This window comes from Streptoalloteichus hindustanus, from assembly GCF_900129375.1.
Classification (GTDB): domain Bacteria; phylum Actinomycetota; class Actinomycetes; order Mycobacteriales; family Pseudonocardiaceae; genus Streptoalloteichus; species Streptoalloteichus hindustanus.
Genome location: NZ_FQVN01000001.1, coordinates 103,777 through 125,926, shown reverse-complemented (window position 1 = coordinate 125,926; position 22,150 = coordinate 103,777). Strand labels below are relative to the sequence as shown.

Here is a 22,150-nt window from a genome sequence, read left to right as displayed (position 1 = left end):
CCGGGGAGACCCGGGCCCTCGACCCGGGGGCGTGAGCGGGTACCGTGAAGACGGCTCGCACGCCGTGGTCCTGGGCCGAGCGCCCACGCCCGGAGCCGGGGAAGTCCCCGGACCCCCGTCAGGGGGTGCGAGCGGGCAGGTTCTCTGGGGGGAAGCCCCCAGACCCCATCCAGGGGCAGGCCCCTGGGCCCCCGTCACCGGGGGTGCGAGCACGAGAAGGAGAGGCACCCCGTGGCCGCCACCGACGTCCGCCCCAAGATCACGCTGGCGTGCGAGGAGTGCAAGCACCGGAACTACATCACCAAGAAGAACCGGCGCAACGACCCGGATCGCCTCGCGGTGAAGAAGTACTGCCGGAACTGCAACACGCACCGGGTGCACAAGGAGACCCGCTGACCGCGTCCGGTCAGCGACGCTGATCTTGTTCGACGAGCCGCCCCGCCTCCCGCGGGGCGGCTCGTCGCGTTGGCGGGTGGTTCGCCCGGCCGCCGGCGCGGCGGGTGGCCTGGTTGGCGCTGGTCAGCGCCGGGGGCGGCCGCCGGCCCCCGGCGGGGGAGCGGCTAGCCTGCCGCACGTGCCCCTCGACGAGTCGTTCATCGGCAGGGCCTTCCCCACGATGCCCGTGTGGGAGGTCGGCCGCGAGAAGATCCGTGAGTTCGCCGACGCCATCGGGGACGACAACCCGATCTACCGGGACCCGGAGGCGGCCAGGGCCGCCGGCCACCCGGACGTCATCGCCCCGCCCACCTTCGCCGTCATCCTCGCCCTGCGGGCGCACGACGTGGTGATCGCCGACCCCGAGCTGGGCCTGGACTACAGCCGGGTGGTGCACGGCGACCAGCGGTTCACCCACCACCGCCCGGTCCGCGCCGGCGACCGGCTGGTCGCCTCCGCGCACGTCGACGACATCCGGACCAGGGCCGGCAACGACTTCCTGTCGATGCGCGCCGAGATCACGACGGAGGACGGCGAGCGGGTGTGCACCTCGCGGGCGACCCTGGTCGCCAGGGGCACCGCCGCCGATGCCGAGGAAGGGGTCCCGGCATGACGCCGCCGCGCTTCGCCGAGGTCGCCGAGGGCGACCAGCTCCCGACGACGGAGTACCGCGTCACCCGCGCCGACCTCGTGCGCTACGCGGGCGCCTCCGGCGACTTCAACCCGATCCACTGGAACGGCCGCTTCGCGCGGGAGGTCGGGCTCCCCGACGTCATCGCGCACGGCATGTTGACCATGGCGCTGGCCGGCCGCGCGGTGACCGACTGGGTCGGCGACCCGGGCGCGGTCCTGGACTACGGCGTGCGGTTCACCCGGCCGGTCGTGGTGCCCGACGACGAGGCGGGCGCGGTCGTCGAGGTCACCGGCAAGGTCGCCAGGAAGCTGGAGGACAACGTGGTGAAGATCACGCTGACCGCCCGGTTCCAGGGCCAGACGGTGCTCGGCGGCGCCAACGCCCTCGTCCGGCTCGCCTGACCCCACTTCTCCCGAAGCCACGCCAGCCACGCCCCTGTCGCTCGCGCGGGTGGCGCGTCGGCTCGTCGTCGACGCGCCACCCGGCGGGGTCAGCGAGCGGTCAGCGGGCCTCGGCGAGGAGCTGGGCCATCCGGGTGACCCCGGTCTCCAGGTCGTCGTCGCCGAGGGCGTAGGAGAGCCGGAAGTAGCCCGGCGTGCCGAACGCCTCGCCCGGCACCACGGCGACCTCCGCCTCCTCCAGCACCAGCTCGGCCAGCTCCGCGCTGGTCGCGGGGCGCCGGCCGCGGATCTCCCTGCCCAGCAGGCCCTTGACCGACGGGTAGACGTAGAACGCGCCCTGCGGGACCGGGCAGGTCACGCCGTCGATGGCGGACAGCAGCTCGACGATGCGCTTGCGCCGCCGGTCGAACGCCTCGCGCATCTGCGCGACGGCGTCCAGCGGCCCGCTCACGGCCGCCAGCGCGGCCCGCTGGGCCACGTTGCAGACGTTCGAGGACAGGTGCGACTGCAGGTTCGTGGCGGCCCGCACGACGTCGGTCGGGCCGATCATCCAGCCGACCCGCCAGCCGGTCATGGCGTAGGTCTTGGCCACGCCGTTGAGCACGACGCAGGTGTCGGCCAGCTCGGGCACCAGCACCGGCATGGAGGCGTGCTGGGCGCCGTCGTAGACCAGGTGCTCGTAGATCTCGTCGGTGACCACCCAGATGCCGTGCTCCAGTGCCCAGCGGCCGATCTCCTCGACCAGCTCCGGCGGGTGGACCGCGCCGGTCGGGTTGGACGGTGAGCAGAAGAGCAGGACCTTCGTCCTCGGCGTCCTGGCGGCCTCCAGGCGCGCGACGCTGACCTGGTAGCCGGTGGTCTCGTCGGTGGGCACGACCACGGCGCGGCCGCCGGCCAGGGCGATGGCCTCGGGGTAGGTGGTCCAGTACGGCGCGGGGAGCAGGACCTCGTCGCCGGGGTCGAGGAGGGTGGCGAACGCCTGGTAGACGGCCTGCTTGCCGCCGTTGGTCACCAGCACCTGGCTCGGCTGGACGCGGAGGCCGGAGTCGCGCTCGGACTTCACCGCGATCGCCTCGCGCAGCTCGGGCAGGCCGGCGGCCGGGGTGTACCGGTGGTTGCGCGCGTCGGCGCAGGCCGCGGCGGCGGCCTCGACGACCGGCGCGGGCGTCGGGAAGTCGGGCTCGCCGGCGCCGAAGCCGATCACCGGCCGGCCGGCGGCGCGCAGCGCCTTCGCCTTGGCGTCCACGGCGAGCGTCGCGGACTCGCTGATGCCACCGACGCGGGCGGACACCCGGCGGTGGCCGGTGTCGCTGTCTGCGGTGTGGTTCGTGTGGGGTGCGGCCATGGCGAGCATCGTGGCAGAGAACACCTCCCGCCCCGCCGGCGCGGGCAGATCCTGGGGGTGTTCTGACGGTTCCCTGACAGGTGTCGGGAGGGTGCCGGAAGGGGTGTCGAGGAGGTGCCGGAGAGGGTGGAAAAGGGCCTCTGACCTAAGCGGTTGGAGGTTGGGGCGGTCTGTGTCGTAGACTCGCCAACCTGGAACGTCCGAACACCGCCCCACGGTCCACGTGGGGAGGGTGGAAGGCGGCCAGGAGCGTGATCCTCGCGTAGGCTGTGCGGTGCACTGGCCCGGGCGAGGGGCAGCGCGAAGGGGTGTAGCTCAACTGGCAGAGCAGCGGTCTCCAAAACCGCAGGTTGCAGGTTCAAGTCCTGTCACCCCTGCGTCGTAGTAGACGGCGAGCGGAGGATGCAGGCGTGAGCGAGGACCGCGAGCAGGAGCGGGCCGAGGAGCGTGACGCTTCCCGCCCGGTTACCGCCGCGGCGCGGCGTGAGCGCCGCGCCTCCGCACGCCCGGCCGCCCGGCAGGACCGGGCCAGCCGCGCCGTCGGCTCGAAGGCCGGGGGCGCGACCGAGGGCGGGAACGCCAACGGGGCGAAGGGCCGGCCGACGCCGTCGAGGGAGCGCCGGGAGAGCAAGGGCTCGCCGTTCAAGCGGCTGGGCCGGTTCGTCCGGGAGGTCGTCGCCGAGCTGCGCAAGGTCATCTGGCCGACGCGCAAGCAGCTGGTGACCTACACGGCGGTGGTGCTGGTCTTCGTTGCCTTCATGGTTCTGCTGGTGGCGGGGCTGGACTTCGCCTTCGGCAAGGGCATGCTCTGGCTGTTCGGCTGACGGCCGACCGCAGCCAGCGGGACACCCGCACCGGGCGGCCCGCGGGACACCCGCACCAGGCTTCGGACCCGGGGCGAGGACCAGGGCACGCGACGCACGAGAGGAAGCGAGACCGACAGTGACCTCCCACGACGGCAGCCAGGAGCTGACCGGCCGGATCGACGAGGTGGACGCCGCCGCCGTGTCCGGTGACGCGGCCGACGCCGACCACGTCGAGTCGGTCGGCGGGGCGGCCGCCGAGCCGCAGCAGCCGGCTGACGAGGAGGCCGGCGAGGTCTCGGAGGCCGCCGACGAGGCGGAGCCGGCCGAGGAGGCCGTGGGCGAGGCCGACGACGAGGTCGAGGTGGACCCGGTCGCCGAGCTGCGGGACGCGCTGCGCCGCGCTCCCGGCGAGTGGTACGTCGTGCACTCGTACGCCGGCTACGAGAACAAGGTCAAGGCGAACCTCGAGACGCGCATCCAGACCCTGGACATGGAGGACTTCATCTTCCAGGTCGAGGTGCCCACCGAGGAAGTCACCGAGATCAAGAACGGCCAGCGCAAGCAGGTTCAGCGGAAGGTGCTGCCCGGCTACATCCTGGTCCGGATGGAGCTCAACGACGCCTCGTGGAGCGCGGTGCGCAACACGCCGGGCGTGACCGGCTTCGTCGGCGCGACCTCCAAGCCGTCGCCGCTGACCCTGGACGAGGTGCTCAAGTTCCTCGCCCCGCAGGTGGAGAAGGAGAAGGCGCCGGCGGCCCCCGGCAAGAAGGCCCCCGCCGCCGTGGCCAAGCCGACCATCGAGGTCGACTTCGAGGTGGGCGAGTCGGTCACCGTCATGGACGGCCCGTTCGCCACGCTGCCGGCCACGATCAGCGAGGTCAACCCGGACGCCCAGAAGCTGAAGGTGCTGGTCTCGATCTTCGGTCGGGAGACGCCGGTGGAGCTCTCCTTCAGCCAGGTTTCCAAGATCTGACCGCGGTCCCCGCGCAGGCGGGGAGCGGATCGGCCGCGTGGCGGCGTGGCAGGGCCGACGCGCGGAACACCTCACGAAATAGAGGAAGCACGAGATGCCGCCCAAGAAGAAGAAGCTCGCAGCGATCATCAAGCTGCAGATCACGGCGGGCCAGGCCAACCCGGCCCCGCCGGTCGGCCCCGCGCTGGGTCAGCACGGCGTCAACATCATGGAGTTCTGCAAGGCCTACAACGCCGCGACCGAGTCGCAGCGTGGCACCGTGGTGCCGGTCGAGATCTCCGTGTACGAGGACCGCTCGTTCGACTTCAAGCTCAAGACCCCGCCCGCGGCGAAGCTGCTGCTCAAGGCCGCCGGCGTGGAGAAGGGCAGCGGCGAGCCGCACACCACCAAGGTCGCCAAGGTGACCATGGACCAGGTGCGCGAGATCGCTCAGCAGAAGATGGCCGACCTCAACGCCAACGACATCGACCAGGCCGCGAAGATCATCGCTGGCACCGCCCGCTCCATGGGCATCACCGTCGAGGGCTGAGTTCGACCCCGGGGTCACGCACCCCACCGAGCACGTCACCGTGGGAAGGCCGGGCGCTGGCCTGAACACCACGACTGATCCGAAGAGGAACAGCACATGAAGCGCAGCAAGGCCTACCGCAAGGCCACCGAGCTGGTCGACAGGACCAAGCTGTACTCGCCGCTCGAGGCGGCGGGTCTGGCCAGGGAGACCAGCGCCACCAAGATGGACGCCACCGTGGAGGTGGCGATCCGGCTGGGCGTGGACCCCCGCAAGGCCGACCAGATGGTCCGTGGCACCGTGAACCTGCCGCACGGCACTGGCAAGACCGCACGCGTCATCGTGTTCGCCACCGGCGACAAGGCCGCCGAGGCCGAGGCCGCCGGCGCGGACGCCGTGGGCTCCGACGAGCTGATCGAGCGCATCCAGGGCGGCTGGCTCGACTTCGACGCGGCGATCGCCACCCCGGACCAGATGGCGAAGGTCGGGCGCATCGCCCGCATCCTGGGCCCGCGTGGCCTCATGCCGAACCCCAAGACCGGCACGGTCACCCCGGACGTGACCAAGGCCGTCAAGGACATCAAGGGCGGCAAGATCAACTTCCGGGTGGACAAGCAGGCCAACCTGCACCTGGTGATCGGCAAGGCGTCGTTCGACACCGAGAAGCTGGTGGAGAACTACGCCGCGGTCCTGGACGAGATCCTGCGGGCCAAGCCGGCGGCGGCCAAGGGCCGCTTCCTGAAGAAGATCACCTTCTCCACCACCATGGGCCCGGGCATCCCGGTGGACCCGAACCGGACCCGCAACCTGCTCAGCGACGAGGCCACCGCCTGATCGCACCGAGCCACACGAGGGGCGCATCCCAGCACGGGATGCGCCCCTCGCGCATTCCCGGCCCTTCCGCTCACTCCTCCCGCTCGCGCGGGCCGTCAATCCAGACGAGCCGCATCTCGCCGATGTGGGAGAACCGGTCGAGCGCGTCCTCCGCGGAATCGAAGCTCGCCGTGCACAAACCGTCAACGCTCACTATGTGGGCCCGCTCCGCGTCCGCCATGCCCCACCATGCGATCGTGCCGTCGTCCCGGTCGCCGTGGACCTCGCACAGCGCGAACCGCCTGGGCGCGCAGACGACCGCCAACTGGGTCAACAGCTTCGTGAACCGCGCTTCGTCCCACCGGCCACACCCGTTCCCGCCCTTGAGCACGCTCATCCCCACACCTCCACGCCAATCCCCCATGGCTGTCGCGGCGGGTGACCGTGCCCGTTCTCCCACTCGTTCGTCCGGGGTCACGCCAGGGGTGTCCACCCGCCCGAGTACGGTCCGTGGTGAACCGCGCTCGAAGAGTAGCGTGATTCGTATCATGAGACGCCTACCTAATCGGGTGAAGTGGAGGGGTGCCGTGGTTCGCAGCGAGCCTTCCGCCCTGCGTTGGCTGATCGGCGTCGAGCTGGCCCGCTACCGCAACGCCGCACAGCTGAGCCTGTCGGCGGCGAGTGCCGCCACGGGGATCAGCAAACCGAAGCTGGGACACCTGGAGACCGGCCGCCAGCAGCAGGACCCGGACGACATCGCGACCCTGCTGCGGGCCTACGGCGCCGAGCAGCGCGACATCGACCGCCTGACCTCCCTCACCGGTCGCGCCGACGACTCCACCTGGTGGGCGCCCTGGGCACAGGTCGTGCCGGACTGGCTGAAGACCTTCGTCGGCCTGGAGGGCCTGGCCAAGCGCGAGTTCTCCTACGAGCCACTCGTGATCCCCGGGATGCTCCAGACCGAGGACTACGCGCGAGCGATTACCAACGGGACGCCCCGGGTGCGCGCTGACCACGGTGAGCGTTTTGTTGGCTTCCGCATGGCTCGCACTCGACGGCTTGTTGACCAGGAGAAACCGCTCCATCTGCACGCGGTGATTGGCGAGGCTGCCCTCCGGCTGCGTGTGGGTACGCCCGAACTTCGGCGGGCCCAGCTTCAGCATCTCGTGGACATCGCCGAACGATCCAACGTCACGATCCAGGTGGTCCGTCCCGAGGACGGGCTGCACACCGCGATGACCGGGCCGTTCGTGGTCCTGGACTTCGAGCACGTCCGGTCGATTGGCTACGCAGAGCTACATGACGGAGCGATCTATATTCAGGACCCCGATCAGGTGCACTCCTGTACGCTGGTCGCTGAGAATCTTCAACGGGTGGCGCTTGGTCCTGACCAGTCCATCGCGTTCATCCACTCCATGCTCAATGCCTGACCAGCACTGGAGGAACCATGGGCACCCCAGATCTGGCCGACGTGAAGTGGCGGAAGAGCAGCCGCAGCGCCAACAACGGTATCTGCGTTGAGGTGGCGTCTCTGTCGGGCGTGGTCGCGGCTCGGGACTCGAAGGACCCGGCGGGACCGGCGTTGGTGTTCGGTCCCCCGTCGTGGGGTTCGTTCGTCCGGGTGATCAGGTCCGGGCGGCTCGACCTCCGCTGACGGCTGGAGGAACATCAACTCGCGGCCGTGATCTGGCCGATCCGATCAGCCTTCATCGACTCCATGCGGGCCTGCGCAGCAGCTGGAGGAGCCATGGACACCCCAGATCTGGCCGACGTGAGGTGGCGGAAGAGTAGTCGCAGCGCCAACAACGGCACCTGTGTCGAGGTCGGGCCGCTGCCCAGGGCAGTGGCTGCACGGGACTCGAAGGACCCGGCCGGGCCGGTGCTGATGTTCGGTGTCGGGTCGTGGAACTCGTTCGTTCGGTTGCTCAGGCATGGGGAGCTTGGCCAGAGCTGATCGCGTTGGTCGGCGGACCCGGGAGGCCAGATGATGAGCAATGCCCGCCCGACGTTCTCCCAACCCGAGTTCCGCAAGGCCGGCCGGAGTCAGCCCACCAAGGAGTGCGTGCACGTCGCACGGCGTGACGGTTGGGTTGGGGTGCGTGACTCGAAGAAGGCGTTCGGAACCTCGGGTGATCACCACTTGGTGTTCACGGCCGGCCAGTTCGACGACTTCCTCGGCAGGGTCCTCGGGGGAGACCTGCCGAGCCCCCGCATCGGGAGCACGCGACAAATCTGATCAGCACTGGAGGAACCATGGGTGCCCTGGATCTGGCTGACGTGCGGTGGCGGAAGAGCAGCTACAGCGCCGACAACGGCACCTGTGTCGAGGTCGGGCGGCTGTCCGGGGCGGTGGCGGCTCGGGACTCGAAGGACCCGGCCGGGCCGGTGCTGATGTTCGGTGCCGGGTCGTGGGGGTCGTTCGTTCGTTCGGTCAGGTCGGGGGCGCTTGATCTGGGCTGACCGGTGGTGGTGGGTCGACCGGTGAGTGGCCGATCGGTGGATGGGCCGGGTGCGGCGGACGCGCATACCATCGCCGGGTGTCGGGGTCTTCGCAGGTGGACGAGGTCGACGTCGAGCGGGGCCTGACCTCCGCGCAGGTGGAGCGGCGGGTCGCCGACGGCAGGACGAACGACGTGCCGGCCAGGGCCGGCCGGAGCTTCGGCGATATCGTCCGGGCGAACGTGTTCACCCGGTTCAACGCCATCATCGGCGCGCTCTTCGTGATCATCATGGTGGTCGGGCCGGTCAAGCAGGGCCTGTTCGGCCTGGTCATCGTCGTCAACACGCTGATCGGCGTCGTGCAGGAGCTGCGCGCGAAGCGGACCCTGGAGCGGCTCGCGATCATCGGCGAGGCCCGGCCCCGGGTGCTCCGGGACGGCGAGTCCGTCGAGCTGGCGCCGCACGAGGTCGTGCTGGACGACGTGATCGAGCTCGGCTCCGGCGACAAGGTCGTGGTGGACGGCGAGGTGACCGCCGCCGACGGCATGGAGGTCGACGAGTCCCTGCTCACCGGTGAGTCCGATCCGGTGGTGAAGCGCCCCGGTGACGAGGTGCTCTCCGGCAGCTTCGTGGTCGCCGGAACGGGTCGGTACCGGGCCACGAAGGTCGGCCGCGACGCCTACGCGGCCCGGCTGGCCGAGGAGGCGAGCCGGTTCACCCTGGTCCGGTCCGAGCTGCGGTCGGGCATCGACCAGATCCTGCGGTTCGTCACCTGGCTGTTGGTCCCGGCCGGCGCGCTGATCATCTGGAGCCAGTTCCATAGCGCCCAGCGCCTCGCGGACGCCGTCCGGGGCATGGTCGCGGCGCTGGTGCCCATGGTTCCGGAGGGGTTGGTGCTGCTGACCAGCGTCGCCTTCGCGGTCGGCGTTGTCCGGCTCGGCCGCCGGAAGTGCCTGGTCCAGGAGCTGCCGGCGATCGAGGGGCTGGCCAGGGTCGACGTGGTGTGCGCCGACAAGACCGGCACGCTCACCGACGCCGGGATGCGGCTGGCCGAGGTGCGGCGGATCGACCACTCCGCGCCGGTCGACGAGGTGCTCGCCGCGCTCGTGGCGACCGAGCCCAGGCCCAACGCCAGCATCCAGGCGGTGGCCGAGGCCCATCCGCCGTCGGACGGCTGGCGGGCCACCGCCGTCGCGCCGTTCTCGTCGGCCAGGAAGTGGAGCGGCGCGAGTTTCGACGGCCGGGGCGACTGGGTGCTCGGCGCCCCGGACGTGTTGCTCCCCGAGGACAGCGACGCCCTGCGCACCGCCGAGGAGCTGAACGACCGGGGCCTGCGCGTGTTGTTGCTCGGTCGGGCGGAGGTGCGGGTCGACGACGAGGCCGCGCCCGGCAGGGTGGAGCCGGCCGCCCTGGTCGTGCTGGAGCAGAAGGTCCGGCCGGACGCCGCGCCCACGCTGCGGTACTTCGCCGAGCAGGACGTCGCGGTGAAGGTCATCTCGGGGGACAACGCCCGCTCGGTGGGCGCGGTCGCGGCCTCGCTCGACCTGGTCGGCGCCCGGCACCCCGTCGACGCGCGGGAGCTGCCCGAGGACCGCGCGGAGCTGGCGCGACGCCTGGACCAGTCGACGGTGTTCGGTCGGGTGACGCCGGCGCAGAAGCGGGACATGGTCGGCGCGCTGCGGTCCGGCGGCCACACCGTGGCGATGACCGGCGACGGCGTGAACGACGTCCTGGCGCTCAAGGACGCCGACATCGGGGTGGCGATGGGCGCGGGCAGCCCGGCCACCCGGGCCGTGGCCCAGATCGTCCTCCTCGACAACCGGTTCGCCACGTTGCCGCACGTCGTGGCGGAGGGCCGGCGGGTCATCGGCAACATCGAGCGCGTCGCCAACCTGTTCCTGACCAAGACGGTCTACTCGGTGCTGTTGGCGATCCTCATCGGCGTCGTGCGCGTCCCGTTCCCGTTCCAGCCGCTGCACCTGACGCTCATCGGCTCGCTCACCATCGGCATCCCGTCGTTCTTCCTCGCGCTCGCGCCGAACACCGAGCGCGCCCGCCCCGGGTTCGTGCCCAGGGTGCTGCGGATGGCGGTGCCGGCCGGGATCGTCGCCGGCATCACCACCTTCGTCACGTACTGGGTCGTGCGGGTCGACGACACCGCGACCCAGGTGGAGCACCGCACGGCCGCGGTGATCGCCCTGTACTGCGTGGCGACCTGGGCGCTGGCGATCGTGGCCCGCCCGTACACGTGGTGGAAGATCGCGCTGGTCGGCACGATGGGCGCGGCGTTCCTGCTGGCCCTGCTGACGCCGGTCGGCCAGCGGTTCTTCGAGCTCGACCCGACCCACACCGGGCACGTGCTGACGGCGTTGGCCTGCGCGGCCGTCGCCATCGCCCTGTTGGAGCTGGGCTGGTGGGTGGACGGCTGGCTGCGTGGCGAGCGCCGACGCCTGGTGGAGTGACGAGAGTCCGGCGCGCGCCAGGGTCGCGCCTGGGCGGGCGTCAGCCGGTGCGGCAGTCGGCGGGCTCGGCCTCGTGGCCGGAGATGGCCCAGGTGCCGTTGGGCAGTCGGCTCAGGACGAAGGCCCCCAGCCGCTGGCCGCCCTCCACCCGCATCTGGCAGGACCGCACGTCGGCCCGGTCCCCCTGGATGGTGACGGCGCCCTCGGGGAAACCGGGGCTGGCGTAGCTGGTCCGGTTCGTCACCTGGCCGTGGAGCCGCTGGACCGCCTGCTGGCAGTCCCCACCGCCCGAGTTCCTGGCGAAGGCCGTCCTGCCCTCCGGCGAGAACAACGCGCACGCCTTGCCCGCGTCGCCGTGGGCGGTGAACTGGTACACCGCGAGCACGGCGTCCTTCGGGTTGGACCAGTAGACCGGGCTGTAGGTCGGGCCGCCCTGCCCGGTGCCGGGGTCGCTGTCGTCGCTCAGGTACCAGTAGCCGCCCACGACCAGCAGGAACCCGCCGAGGAACAACCACAGCGACCTGCGTGACCTCTTCTTCGCCACGTCCAACCTCCCGCGCGGGGTTCTGCGCGTCACCGGCGTCCATGATCGTGCCACCTCGGCGGCCCCGCGCGGTCCTCTCGCCAAGCCTGCGCCCGACCGGCGGGCAGCGATCTTGTCGGACAGCGATCTTGTGCGACAGCGGTGGACGCCGTTGCGGAGTGAGAGGAGGCCCGACGCCCGGGCGGCAGCGAGCTGGTCCAACCGGGTGAGTTCACGCCCGCGGCCGGGATACCGGCAACGAAGAAGTGCACCTCTTGTACATGTCCATCGAGATGTCCGTCAGCGACGCTCGCGCGGTCCTCGGAGCGGTGACCAACCAGGTCGAGTACGGCGGCGAAACGGTGTGTCTGACCAAGCACGGACGCCGCGCCGTCGCGGTGGTCCCGGCCGCCGCCGAGCTGCTGGAGCAGATCGAAGAGCTGCTGGACAGTGAGGCCGTCGCCGCCGCATTGGCCGACCTGCGCGCGGGAATTGACCAGCCAGTCCCGTTCGTCCGTCGTACTCGCCGCCGGGAACCGTGATTGCGGTACTCGATCGTCATCGCGCGTAGAGCCGAGAGGTTTCTCGACAAGCTCAGCCGTCAGTAGCCCGGTCACACGGAGGCACTCGAAGACGCGATCGAGGGCTTGGCCGTAAGCCCGCGTCCGGGCGGGTGCAGACAGCTCAAGGGTTACGCGGGAGTGCGGCGCATCCGCGTGGGGAACTACCGCGTTTGTTGCGAGATCAATGACGGCGAACTTCTGATCCTCGTCATTACCATCAGCAGTCGCGACAACATCTACGAGGTCCTGCGCCGTCACCTCGGGCAGTAGGCGTGCGCTGGTTAGAGGCGGGGTGTCGGGGCTCGGGGGAGGGCCTCGTCGGCGGAGTGGTGACGCACGTCGCGGGGGGCGGTTTGGTTCCTCGTGCGCGGCTCACGTAGAGTTGTCGCCGGTTCCACCAAAGACCGCTGGTCTCCGTGCCCCGCCCCGTGCGAGGCAGGACGAAGGCCCCGTGAACGTGGGCGGCCCGCGCAGGAGGGACGAGGCAGCACCCATCTCCACGCCCGACGACGTGCGTGTCGAGAGAGTCCACGCCCCGTGCCGCAGATCCTGCGCCGGGGCGTTCGTCGTCTCCGGGGTCCAGGGCCCACGAGGGCCCGAGTGCCGGCCAGCCCGCGCACTACCCCACTAGAGAGGAGGCGACCATGGCGAAGCCCGACAAGGTGCAGGCCGTCGCCGAGATCACGGACAAGTTCCGTGGTGCCTCGGCTGCCGTCGTCACCGAGTACCGCGGCCTCTCCATGGCGCAGCTGACGGAGCTGCGTCGTGCCCTTGGCAAGGGTGCCTCGTACACCGTCGCGAAGAACACGCTGGTCAAGCGCGCTGCCGCCGACGCCGGCGTCGCGGGCCTCGACGACCTGCTCTCCGGCCCGACCGCGATCGCCTTCATCGAGGGTGAGCCGGTCGACGCCGCGAAGGCGCTGCGCAACTTCGCGAAGGACAACAAGGCCCTCGTCATCAAGGGCGGGTTCATGGAGGGCCGCGCGCTCTCCGTGGACGAGGTCAACCGCATCGCGGACCTCGAGTCCCGCGAGGTGCTGCTCGCCAAGCTGGCGGGCGCGATGAAGGCCAACCTGAGCAAGGCCGCCGGCCTGTTCCAGGCGCCGATCACCAAGGCAGCCCGCCTGGCCGCCGCCCTGCAGGAGAAGAAGCAGGGCGACGAGGGCGACACCGCCGCCTGACCCACCGCCACCCACCCCCATCCCCGCGCCCCCGCACGGGCGCGGCAAGAGAGAGGAACCGCCACCATGGCGAAGCTCAGCGCTGACGAGCTGCTCGACGCGTTCGGTGAGATGACGCTGCTGGAGCTGTCGGACTTCCTGAAGAAGTTCGAGGAGAAGTTCGACGTCACCGCCGCCGCGCCGGTCGCCGTCGCCGCCGCCCCGGGCGCCGCTGGCGCCCCGGCCGAGGCCGCCGAGGAGAAGGACGAGTTCACCGTCGTCCTGGAGTCGGCCGGCGACAAGAAGATCCAGGTCATCAAGGTCGTCCGCGAGGTCGTCTCCGGCCTGGGCCTGAAGGAGGCCAAGGAGCTGGTCGAGGGCGCTCCGAAGCCGATCCTGGAGAACGTGGCCAAGGACGTGGCCGACGCCGCCAAGGAGAAGCTGGAGGCCGCCGGCGCCAAGATCACCCTCAAGTGATCTCGCGCTGACGCGCTTCGGTGGGGCGGGCACCCGTGGGGTGCCCGCCCCACCGCTTTCCGACCGCTTTTCCGGGCGGGGTCCGCTCTCGGCGGTCAGTCGTGCCGACTTCGCTCTCTTCCCTCCCCGCATCGCACTGCCGATTTCGTGGGTCTCCGACGTGTTCTGGCCGTCGGGACTTCCTGCCCGCCGTGCGCTCTCCTCGCGTCGGCCGCCCCTCCTGAGGACCGTGAAGACGCAGGTCACGAGGGCTCTGCCGGTGGTGATCCGATATCCGGTTCGGACTCATCCTGATTCGATCCGTGGATCGGTGCCGGGTCCGAATCGACGGCGGAATGCGCTCCGGCCGTCGGTTCGACGAATCATCTCCCCGTGCCGAGCTCTCTGCGCCGGTCCGCCGAGGACTGAGTCCCGCGTGTGGGCGCCGCGGTGAGCTCGTGGGATTCGTCCACGTCACGCGCCCTGTGCGGACCCCGTCGAGGAACGCGTGGGACACCTGGGAGAATGGTCGACAAGTGGGGGTCGGCGGCACTTCGGTGCCGCTGCGGACAGCGTGACGAGTGCGGTGCCCCAACCGAGATCGTTACCCGTTGTGCGTGAGGTCACAGTGGATCACGTGATGGATCTCGGAAGTCGGACCGACAGGTGCCGGCGAGGTGGTCGGCCGGAGTCCGCACCGAGCGGTGAAGAGCGACCGATCATGCGGTGACCTGGGGTTTTGAGCGCCCACAGTGGTCACTGCGAGTGATTGTGGCGTCCGCCGCGGGGGTGATCGGGGCGTGGCACCTTGACTCCGCGCCGTCGCCGGGTCACTCTGTCGGTGAGCATGAGGCCAGGTGTCAGCACCTGCCTCTCGACAGTCGCCTTATGTGTGGCTAGACTGCCCCTTTGCGCTGCCCTCCTTCTGTGTGCCCTTCCCCGGGGCATTGGTTGGCGGGCACCCACCGCACCCTTGACAGCCGCGCTAGTCCAGCCGCTAGCTCAGCTACCAAGTCCCTGGAAGGACGCATCTTGGCAGTCTCCCGCGCGACCAAGGCCACTGCTGCGACCACCTCCACGTCGGGGATCCCTGGAGCACCTAAGCGGGTCTCGTTCGCGAAGATCCGTGAGCCGCTGGAGGTGCCCGACCTGCTGGCCCTCCAGACCCAGTCGTTCGAATGGCTCATCGGTGCCGATGAGTGGTACCAGCGCCGGGTGGACGCCGGCGACGAGAACCCGGTGAGCGGGCTGGAAGAGGTCCTGAACGAGATCTCGCCGATCGAGGACTTCTCCGGCTCCATGTCGCTGTCCTTCTCCGACCCGCGCTTCGACGAGGTCAAGGCCTCCGTCGAGGAGTGCAAGGACAAGGACATGACCTACGCGGCGCCGCTGTTCGTCACCGCGGAGTTCACCAACCACACCACTGGCGAGATCAAGAGCCAGACGGTGTTCATGGGTGACTTCCCCCGGATGACGAACAAGGGGACGTTCATCATCAACGGCACCGAGCGCGTCGTCGTGTCGCAGCTCGTCCGGTCCCCCGGCGTCTACTTCGACCAGGCCGTCGACAAGACGACCGACAAGGACGTCTTCAGCGTCAAGGTCATCCCGAGCCGGGGCGCCTGGCTGGAGTTCGACGTCGACAAGCGCGACACCGTCGGTGTCCGCATCGACCGCAAGCGCCGCCAGCCGGTCACCGTGCTCCTGAAGGCCCTGGGCTGGACCAACGAGCAGATCCGCGAGCGGTTCGGCTTCAGCGAGACCCTGATGGCCACGCTGGAGAAGGACCACACCGCCGGGCAGGACGAGGCGCTGCTGGACATCTACCGCAAGCTGCGTCCGGGCGAGCCGCCGACGAAGGAGAACGCGCAGGCGCTCCTGGAGAACCTGTTCTTCAAGGAGAAGCGCTACGACCTGGCCAAGGTCGGCCGGTACAAGGTCAACAAGAAGCTCGGCGTCGACCTGCCGGTCGAGGTGGGCGTGCTGACCGAGGACGACATCGTCACCACGATCGAGTACCTGGTGCGCCTGCACGCCGGCGACACCAAGATGACGATCGGTGACAACGAGGTGCCGGTCGAGGTCGACGACATCGACCACTTCGGCAACCGCCGCCTGCGCACCGTCGGTGAGCTGATCCAGAACCAGATCCGGGTGGGTCTGTCCCGCATGGAGCGCGTCGTGCGCGAGCGGATGACCACCCAGGACGTCGAGGCCATCACGCCGCAGACCCTGATCAACATCCGGCCGGTCGTGGCCGCGATCAAGGAGTTCTTCGGCACCTCGCAGCTGTCGCAGTTCATGGACCAGGCCAACCCGCTGGCCGGCCTGACCCACAAGCGGCGGCTGTCGGCGCTGGGCCCCGGCGGTCTGTCCCGCGAGCGGGCCGGCCTGGACGTCCGTGACGTGCACGCGTCGCACTACGGCCGGATGTGCCCGATCGAGACGCCGGAAGGCCCGAACATCGGTCTTATCGGCTCGCTGGCGTCGTTCGCCAGGGTCAACCCGTTCGGCTTCCTGGAGACGCCGTACCGCCGGGTCGTCGAGGGCCGGGTCACCGACCAGATCGACTACCTGACCGCGGACGAGGAGGACCGGCACGTCATCGCGCAGGCGAACGCCGTGCTGGACGCCCAGGGCAACTTCCTGGACGAGCGCGTCCTGGTCCGCCGCAAGGGCGGCGAGATCGACTACATCAACCCCAAGGGCGTCGACTACATGGACGTCTCGCCGCGGCAGATGGTGTCCGTGGCGACCGCGCTCATCCCGTTCCTGGAGCACGACGACGCCAACCGCGCCCTGATGGGCGCGAACATGCAGCGCCAGGCGGTGCCGCTGCTGCGCAGCGAGGCCCCGCTGGTCGGCACCGGCATGGAGCTGCGCGCGGCCGTGGACGCCGGCGACGTCGTCGTGGCGGAGAAGGCCGGTGTGGTCGAGGAGCTGTGCGCCGACTTCGTGACGGTCATGGCCGACGACGGCACGCGGCAGACCTACCGGCTGCACAAGTTCCGCCGCTCGAACCAGGGCACCTGCATCAACCAGAAGCCCATCGTGAACGAGGGCGACCGGGTCGAGGTGGGCCAGGTCATCGCGGACGGCCCGTGCACCGAGAACGGCGAGATGGCCCTGGGCAAGAACCTGCTCGTGGCGATCATGCCGTGGGAGGGGCACAACTACGAGGACGCGATCATCCTCTCCCAGCGCATCGTCCAGGACGACGTGCTCACCTCGATCCACATCGAGGAGCACGAGATCGACGCCCGGGACACCAAGCTGGGCGCCGAGGAGATCACCCGGGACATCCCGAACGTCTCCGAGGACGTGCTGGCCGACCTGGACGAGCGCGGCATCATCCGGATCGGCGCCGAGGTCGAGCCCGGCGACATCCTGGTCGGCAAGGTCACCCCGAAGGGCGAGACCGAGCTGACCCCGGAGGAGCGCCTGCTCCGCGCCATCTTCGGTGAGAAGGCCCGCGAGGTGCGGGACACCTCGCTGAAGGTGCCGCACGGCGAGCGCGGCAAGGTCATCGGCATCCGGGTGTTCAGCCGGGAGGACGACGACGAGCTGCCGCCGGGCGTCAACGAGCTGGTCCGGGTCTACGTCGCCCAGAAGCGGAAGATCCAGGACGGTGACAAGCTCGCCGGCCGGCACGGCAACAAGGGCGTCATCGGCAAGATCCTGCCCGCCGAGGACATGCCGTTCCTGCCGGACGGCACGCCGGTCGACATCATCCTGAACACCCACGGTGTTCCGCGACGGATGAACATCGGCCAGATCCTGGAGACCCACCTGGGGTGGATCGCCAAGCAGGGCTGGTCGGTCGACGGCGACCCGGACTGGGCCAAGCGCCTGCCGGAGGAGCTGTTCTCGGCCGAGCCGGGCACGAACACCGCCACCCCGGTGTTCGACGGCGCCCGCGAGGAGGAGATCACCGGTCTGCTCGGCTCGACGTTGCCCAACCGCGACGGCGAGCGGATGGTCGGGGAGAGCGGCAAGGCCCAGCTCTTCGACGGCCGCAGCGGTGAGCCGTACCCGTACCCGGTCGCGGTCGGGTACATGTACATCCTCAAGCTGGTCCACCTGGTGGACGACAAGATCCACGCCCGGTCGACCGGCCCGTACTCGATGATCACCCAGCAGCCGCTGGGCGGTAAGGCGCAGTTCGGCGGTCAGCGCTTCGGTGAGATGGAGTGCTGGGCCATGCAGGCCTACGGCGCGGCCTACACGCTGCAGGAGCTGCTGACGATCAAGTCGGACGACGTCCTCGGCCGCGTGAAGGTGTACGAGGCCATCGTCAAGGGCGAGAACATCCCGGAGCCGGGCATCCCGGAGTCGTTCAAGGTGCTCCTCAAGGAGCTCCAGTCGCTGTGTCTGAACGTGGAGGTGCTGTCCAGCGACGGCGCCGCCATCGAGATGCGCGACGGCGACGACGAGGACCTGGAGCGGGCCGCCGCGAACCTGGGCATCAACCTGTCCAGGAACGAGGCGCCCTCCGTGGACGACGTCGTGAACTGACCTCGCCGTCCGGTCGGGGTCGACCGCCCCCGCGCCCCGCGGGGGCGGCCCCGACCCCGACCGGACAGCCACTGCCCCCCTAGCCAGTGACAACCCAGGGGAGAAGGAAACCGACGTGCTCGACGTCAACTTCTTCGACGAGCTCCGCATCGGACTCGCCACGGCCGACGACATCCGCCAGTGGTCCTACGGCGAGGTCAAGAAGCCCGAGACCATCAACTACCGCACCCTCAAGCCCGAGAAGGACGGCCTCTTCTGCGAGAAGATCTTCGGCCCGACCCGGGACTGGGAGTGCTACTGCGGCAAGTACAAGCGCGTCCGGTTCAAGGGCATCATCTGTGAGCGCTGTGGCGTCGAGGTGACCCGCGCCAAGGTGCGCCGTGAGCGGATGGGCCACATCGAGCTCGCCGCCTCGGTCACGCACATCTGGTACTTCAAGGGCGTCCCCAGCCGGTTGGGCTACCTGCTCGACCTGGCCCCCAAGGACCTCGAGAAGATTATCTACTTCGCCGCGTACGTGATCACCTCGGTGAACACCGAGATGCGTCACAACGACCTCTCGACGCTGGAGAACGAGATCCAGGTCGAGCGCAAGCGGCTGGAGGACAAGCGCGACGCCGACGTCGAGGCGCGCGCCCAGAAGCTCGAGGCCGACCTCGCCCAGCTTGAGGCCGAGGGCGCCAAGAGCGACGTCCGCCGGAAGGTCAAGGAGGGCGGCGAGCGCGAGATGCGCCAGCTCCGCGACCGGGCGCAGCGCGAGATCGACAAGCTCGACGAGATCTGGGAGACCTTCACCAAGCTCGAGCCGAAGCAGCTCATCGCGGACGAGCTGCTCTACCGCGAGCTGTACGACCGCTACGGCGAGTACTTCACCGGCGGCATGGGCGCCGAGGCCATCCAGAAGCTGCTGGGTGACTTCGAGGTCGCCGCCGAGGCCGACCACCTGCGCGAGGTCATCCGCAGCGGCAAGGGCCAGAAGAAGCTGCGCGCCCTGAAGCGGCTGAAGGTCGTGGCCGCGTTCCAGACCACCGGCAACTCGCCGCAGGGCATGGTGCTGGACTGCATCCCGGTGATCCCGCCGGACCTGCGCCCGATGGTGCAGCTCGACGGTGGCCGGTTCGCCACGTCCGACCTGAACGACCTGTACCGCCGGGTCATCAACCGGAACAACCGCCTCAAGCGACTGATCGACCTCGGCGCGCCCGAGATCATCGTCAACAACGAGAAGCGGATGCTCCAGGAGGCCGTCGACGCGCTGTTCGACAACGGCCGGCGCGGCCGTCCGGTCACCGGCCCCGGCAACCGCCCGCTCAAGTCGCTGTCCGACCTGCTCAAGGGCAAGCAGGGCCGGTTCCGGCAGAACCTGCTGGGCAAGCGCGTCGACTACTCCGGCCGTTCGGTCATCGTGGTCGGCCCGCAGCTCAAGCTGCACCAGTGCGGCCTGCCCAAGCTGATGGCGCTGGAGCTGTTCAAGCCGTTCGTGATGAAGCGCCTGGTCGACCTGAACCACGCGCAGAACATCAAGTCGGCCAAGCGCATGGTCGAGCGGTCCAAGCCGCAGGTGTGGGACGTGCTTGAGGAGGTCATCACCGAGCACCCGGTGCTGCTGAACCGAGCGCCGACCCTGCACCGCCTGGGCATCCAGGCGTTCGAGCCGCAGCTCGTCGAGGGCAAGGCCATCCAGCTGCACCCGCTGGTCTGCGAGGCGTTCAACGCCGACTTCGACGGCGACCAGATGGCGGTCCACCTGCCGCTGTCCGCCGAGGCGCAGGCCGAGGCCCGCATCCTGATGTTGTCGAGCAACAACATCCTGTCGCCGGGTTCGGGTCGTCCGCTGGCCATGCCGCGTCTGGACATGGTCACCGGCCTGTTCCACCTGACCAAGCTGCGCGAGGGCGTGGCGGGCGAGGGCCGCTCCTTCGCCTCGCCGGCCGAGGCCATCATGGCGTTCGACCGCAAGGCGATCACCCTCCAGTCGAAGGTCCGGATCCGGCTCACCGACCGGCGGCCGCCGCTGGGCGAGGAGCCGGAGGGCTGGGAGCCGGGTCAGCCGTGGCTGGCCGACACCACCCTGGGCCGGGTGCTGTTCAACGAGCTGCTGCCGGCGGACTACCCGTTCGTCAACGACGTCATGCCGAAGAAGCGGCAGGCCGAGGTCATCAACGACCTGGCCGAGCGGTACCCGATGGTGACCGTCGCCCAGACGCTGGACAAGCTGAAGGACGCCGGCTTCTACTGGGCCACCCGCTCGGGCGTCACCCTGGCGATCGCCGACGTCGTGGTGCCGCCGCAGAAGCAGGACATCCTCGACGGCTACGAGAAGGAAGCCGACCAGATCGAGAAGCGCTACCAGCGCGGTCTGCTCTCGCACCGCGAGCGCAACGAGGAGCTGGTCAAGATCTGGAGCCGGGCGACCGACGAGATCGCCCGGGTCATGGAGGAGAACTTCCCCGAGGACAACCCGATCCCGACGATCGTGAAGTCCGGCGCGGCGGGCAACATGACCCAGGTCCGGCAGCTCGCCGGCATGAAGGGTCTGGTCGCCAACCCGAAGGGTGAGTACATCCCCCGCCCGATCAAGGCGAGCTTCCGCGAGGGCCTGAGCGTGCTGGAGTTCTTCTCCTCCACGCACGGCGCCCGGAAGGGTCTGGCCGACACCGCGCTCCGCACCGCCGACTCGGGTTACCTGACCCGTCGTCTGGTGGACGTCTCGCAGGACGTCATCGTGCGCGAGACCGACTGCGGCACCGACCGCGGCATCGCCCTGCCGGTCGACGAGCACGCGAAGACCACCATCTACGCGCGCATCGCCACCGACGACATCAAGGACGGCGAGGGCAACGTCCTCGTCGCCAGGGGCGAGGAGATCAGCGACCGGCACATCCTGGCGATCGTCGCCGCCGGCCTCACCTCGGTGAAGGTCCGCAGCGTGCTCACCTGCGACTCGCACACCGGTGTCTGCGCCACCTGCTACGGCCGCTCCATGGCGACCGGCAAGCTGGTGGACGTCGGCGAGGCGGTCGGCATCGTCGCCGCCCAGTCGATCGGTGAGCCGGGCACCCAGCTCACGATGCGTACCTTCCACACCGGTGGTGTGGCCGGTGACGACATCACCGCCGGTCTGCCCCGGGTCCAGGAGCTGTTCGAGGCGCGCGTGCCCAAGGGCAAGGCGCCGATCGCGGACGCGTCCGGCCGCATCCGGCTGGAGGACGGCGAGAAGTTCTGGAAGATCACCGTCATCCCCGACGACGGGGGCGAGGAGATCGTCTACGACAAGCTGTCCAAGCGTCAGCGGCTGGCGACCATCGCCGTGGACGGCACCGAGCGCCCGGTGATGGACGGCGACCACGTCGAGGTCGGCCAGAAGCTGATGGAGGGCGCGGTCGACCCGCACGAGGTGCTGCGCGTGATGGGCCCGCGGGAGGTGCAGCTCCACCTGGTCCGCGAGGTCCAGAAGGTGTACCGCTCGCAGGGTGTGTCCATCCACGACAAGCACATCGAGGTGATCGTCCGGCAGATGCTGCGCCGGGTCACGATCATCGACTCGGGCGCCACCGAGTTCCTGCCCGGCTCGCTGGTCGAGCGGGCGGAGTTCGAGTCGGAGAACCGGCGCGTGGTGGCCGAGGGCGGCGAGCCGGCGTCCGGCCGTCCGCTGCTGATGGGCATCACGAAGGCGTCGCTGGCCACCGAGTCGTGGCTGTCGGCGGCCTCCTTCCAGGAGACCACCCGGGTCCTCACCGAGGCGGCCATCCATGGCAAGAGCGACAAGCTGCTCGGCCTGAAGGAGAACGTGATCATCGGTAAGTTGATCCCGGCCGGCACGGGCATCAACCGCTACCGCAACATCCAGGTCCAGCCGACGGAGGAGGCGCGGGCCGCGGCCTACGCCATCCCGTCCTACGACGACGGCTACTACACGCCGGACGTCTTCGGCACGGGCACGGGTGCGGCGGTGCCGCTGGACGACTACGACTTCGGGCGGGACTACCGCTGAGCTCGTAGCTGAGGCGAGAGAAGGGCCCCGGGGCAGCCGCCCCGGGGCCCTTCGCCATTCCGCCGCGTCGAGGGGAGAACGCCGTCGGCCCCGGGCACCTCGTGGTGTCCGGGGCCGGTCTTC

Annotated in this window: 21 protein-coding genes, 1 tRNA gene and 1 pseudogene; 20 read left to right on the top strand and 3 right to left on the bottom strand. The window is 69.9% G+C overall.

Annotation, left to right across the window (positions count from 1 at the left end):
- The first annotated feature begins 231 nt into the window (after positions 1–231).
- From rpmG to BUE43_RS00620, 3 genes are all read left to right on the top strand, one after another.
- Positions 232–396, top strand: a complete 165-nt coding sequence (gene rpmG / locus BUE43_RS00630; protein WP_073479367.1) for a 50S ribosomal protein L33 — start codon at positions 232–234, stop codon at positions 394–396.
- Positions 397–574: 178 nt separating this feature from the next.
- Positions 575–1,048 carry a MaoC family dehydratase N-terminal domain-containing protein gene (locus BUE43_RS00625; RefSeq protein ID WP_073479366.1) on the top strand — a complete coding sequence of 158 codons (474 nt, stop codon included), beginning with the start codon at positions 575–577 and terminating at the stop codon, positions 1,046–1,048.
- A complete protein-coding gene (locus BUE43_RS00620; RefSeq protein ID WP_073479365.1) occupies positions 1,045–1,470 on the top strand; it encodes a MaoC family dehydratase in 426 nt (141 codons plus the stop codon). Before BUE43_RS00625 ends, BUE43_RS00620 begins: the two co-directional genes overlap by 4 nt.
- Before the next feature lie 100 nt (positions 1,471–1,570).
- Here the strand turns inward: BUE43_RS00620 and BUE43_RS00615 are convergent, their stop codons facing one another.
- Positions 1,571–2,815, bottom strand: a complete 1,245-nt coding sequence (locus BUE43_RS00615) for a pyridoxal phosphate-dependent aminotransferase (protein ID WP_073480139.1) — start codon at positions 2,813–2,815, stop codon at positions 1,571–1,573.
- Between the two features lie 304 nt (positions 2,816–3,119).
- On the opposite strand from BUE43_RS00615, the gene BUE43_RS00610 reads away from it, so the two are divergent.
- The 5 genes from BUE43_RS00610 (at position 3,120) to rplA (ending at position 5,936) form a co-directional block, all read left to right on the top strand.
- Positions 3,120–3,192: transfer RNA gene (locus BUE43_RS00610), tRNA-Trp, on the top strand.
- A 33-nt stretch (positions 3,193–3,225) separates the two neighbouring features.
- Complete coding sequence (gene secE / locus BUE43_RS00605; RefSeq protein WP_073479364.1) at positions 3,226–3,639, top strand: preprotein translocase subunit SecE; 414 nt, start codon at positions 3,226–3,228, stop codon at positions 3,637–3,639.
- 118 nt (positions 3,640–3,757) lie between these two features.
- The gene (gene nusG / locus BUE43_RS00600; RefSeq protein ID WP_073479363.1) at positions 3,758–4,594 is read left to right on the top strand and encodes a transcription termination/antitermination protein NusG; all 837 of its coding nucleotides are present in this window, start codon (positions 3,758–3,760) and stop codon (positions 4,592–4,594) included.
- Positions 4,595–4,688: 94 nt separating this feature from the next.
- Positions 4,689–5,123: a 50S ribosomal protein L11 gene (gene rplK, locus BUE43_RS00595; protein WP_073479362.1), complete on the top strand. Its 435-nt coding sequence runs from the start codon at positions 4,689–4,691 to the stop codon at positions 5,121–5,123.
- A 96-nt stretch (positions 5,124–5,219) separates the two neighbouring features.
- Positions 5,220–5,936 (top strand): 50S ribosomal protein L1, encoded by a 717-nt coding sequence (gene rplA / locus BUE43_RS00590; RefSeq protein ID WP_073479361.1) that lies wholly within the window; start codon positions 5,220–5,222, stop codon positions 5,934–5,936.
- Between the two features lie 70 nt (positions 5,937–6,006).
- Here rplA and BUE43_RS00585 read toward each other — a convergent pair whose 3' ends face one another.
- Positions 6,007–6,312, bottom strand: coding sequence for a hypothetical protein (locus BUE43_RS00585; protein ID WP_143173884.1), 306 nt, complete (start codon positions 6,310–6,312; stop codon positions 6,007–6,009).
- Between the two features lie 190 nt (positions 6,313–6,502).
- Between BUE43_RS00585 and BUE43_RS00580 the strand changes: the two genes are divergently transcribed.
- The 6 genes from BUE43_RS00580 to BUE43_RS00555 all read left to right on the top strand — a co-directional run bounded on the left by BUE43_RS00580 (position 6,503) and on the right by BUE43_RS00555 (position 10,816).
- Complete coding sequence (locus BUE43_RS00580) at positions 6,503–7,345, top strand: helix-turn-helix domain-containing protein (protein WP_234995462.1); 843 nt, start codon at positions 6,503–6,505, stop codon at positions 7,343–7,345.
- Positions 7,346–7,362: 17 nt separating this feature from the next.
- Positions 7,363–7,569: a DUF397 domain-containing protein gene (locus tag BUE43_RS00575; protein WP_073479360.1), complete on the top strand. Its 207-nt coding sequence runs from the start codon at positions 7,363–7,365 to the stop codon at positions 7,567–7,569.
- Between the two features lie 63 nt (positions 7,570–7,632).
- Positions 7,633–7,869 carry a DUF397 domain-containing protein gene (locus BUE43_RS00570; RefSeq protein WP_327083417.1) on the top strand — a complete coding sequence of 79 codons (237 nt, stop codon included), beginning with the start codon at positions 7,633–7,635 and terminating at the stop codon, positions 7,867–7,869.
- Positions 7,870–7,902: 33 nt separating this feature from the next.
- A complete protein-coding gene (locus BUE43_RS00565) occupies positions 7,903–8,151 on the top strand; it encodes a DUF397 domain-containing protein (RefSeq protein ID WP_234995461.1) in 249 nt (82 codons plus the stop codon).
- Positions 8,152–8,168: 17 nt separating this feature from the next.
- Positions 8,169–8,375 carry a DUF397 domain-containing protein gene (locus BUE43_RS00560; protein WP_073479357.1) on the top strand — a complete coding sequence of 69 codons (207 nt, stop codon included), beginning with the start codon at positions 8,169–8,171 and terminating at the stop codon, positions 8,373–8,375.
- A gap of 77 nt (positions 8,376–8,452) precedes the next feature.
- Positions 8,453–10,816, top strand: a complete 2,364-nt coding sequence (locus BUE43_RS00555; RefSeq protein WP_073479356.1) for a cation-translocating P-type ATPase — start codon at positions 8,453–8,455, stop codon at positions 10,814–10,816.
- Between the two features lie 40 nt (positions 10,817–10,856).
- Here the strand turns inward: BUE43_RS00555 and BUE43_RS00550 are convergent, their stop codons facing one another.
- Positions 10,857–11,360: a hypothetical protein gene (locus tag BUE43_RS00550; RefSeq protein WP_073479355.1), complete on the bottom strand. Its 504-nt coding sequence runs from the start codon at positions 11,358–11,360 to the stop codon at positions 10,857–10,859.
- 260 nt (positions 11,361–11,620) lie between these two features.
- On the opposite strand from BUE43_RS00550, the gene BUE43_RS00545 reads away from it, so the two are divergent.
- The 6 genes and pseudogenes from BUE43_RS00545 to BUE43_RS00520 all read left to right on the top strand — a co-directional run bounded on the left by BUE43_RS00545 (position 11,621) and on the right by BUE43_RS00520 (position 22,027).
- Complete coding sequence (locus BUE43_RS00545) at positions 11,621–11,881, top strand: type II toxin-antitoxin system prevent-host-death family antitoxin (protein WP_073480136.1); 261 nt, start codon at positions 11,621–11,623, stop codon at positions 11,879–11,881.
- 87 nt (positions 11,882–11,968) lie between these two features.
- Positions 11,969–12,172 (top strand): annotated as a pseudogene (locus tag BUE43_RS35860) (type II toxin-antitoxin system RelE family toxin); the annotation flags it as partial.
- A 374-nt stretch (positions 12,173–12,546) separates the two neighbouring features.
- Entirely contained in the window at positions 12,547–13,083 is a 537-nt protein-coding gene (rplJ, locus tag BUE43_RS00535; protein ID WP_073479354.1) for a 50S ribosomal protein L10, read from the top strand.
- Positions 13,084–13,149: 66 nt separating this feature from the next.
- Positions 13,150–13,539: a 50S ribosomal protein L7/L12 gene (gene rplL, locus BUE43_RS00530; RefSeq protein ID WP_073479353.1), complete on the top strand. Its 390-nt coding sequence runs from the start codon at positions 13,150–13,152 to the stop codon at positions 13,537–13,539.
- A gap of 1,011 nt (positions 13,540–14,550) precedes the next feature.
- Positions 14,551–18,033, top strand: a complete 3,483-nt coding sequence (gene rpoB / locus BUE43_RS00525; protein ID WP_073479352.1) for a DNA-directed RNA polymerase subunit beta — start codon at positions 14,551–14,553, stop codon at positions 18,031–18,033.
- A gap of 115 nt (positions 18,034–18,148) precedes the next feature.
- Positions 18,149–22,027: a DNA-directed RNA polymerase subunit beta' gene (locus BUE43_RS00520; protein ID WP_073479351.1), complete on the top strand. Its 3,879-nt coding sequence runs from the start codon at positions 18,149–18,151 to the stop codon at positions 22,025–22,027.
- Positions 22,028–22,150 lie beyond the last annotated feature (123 nt).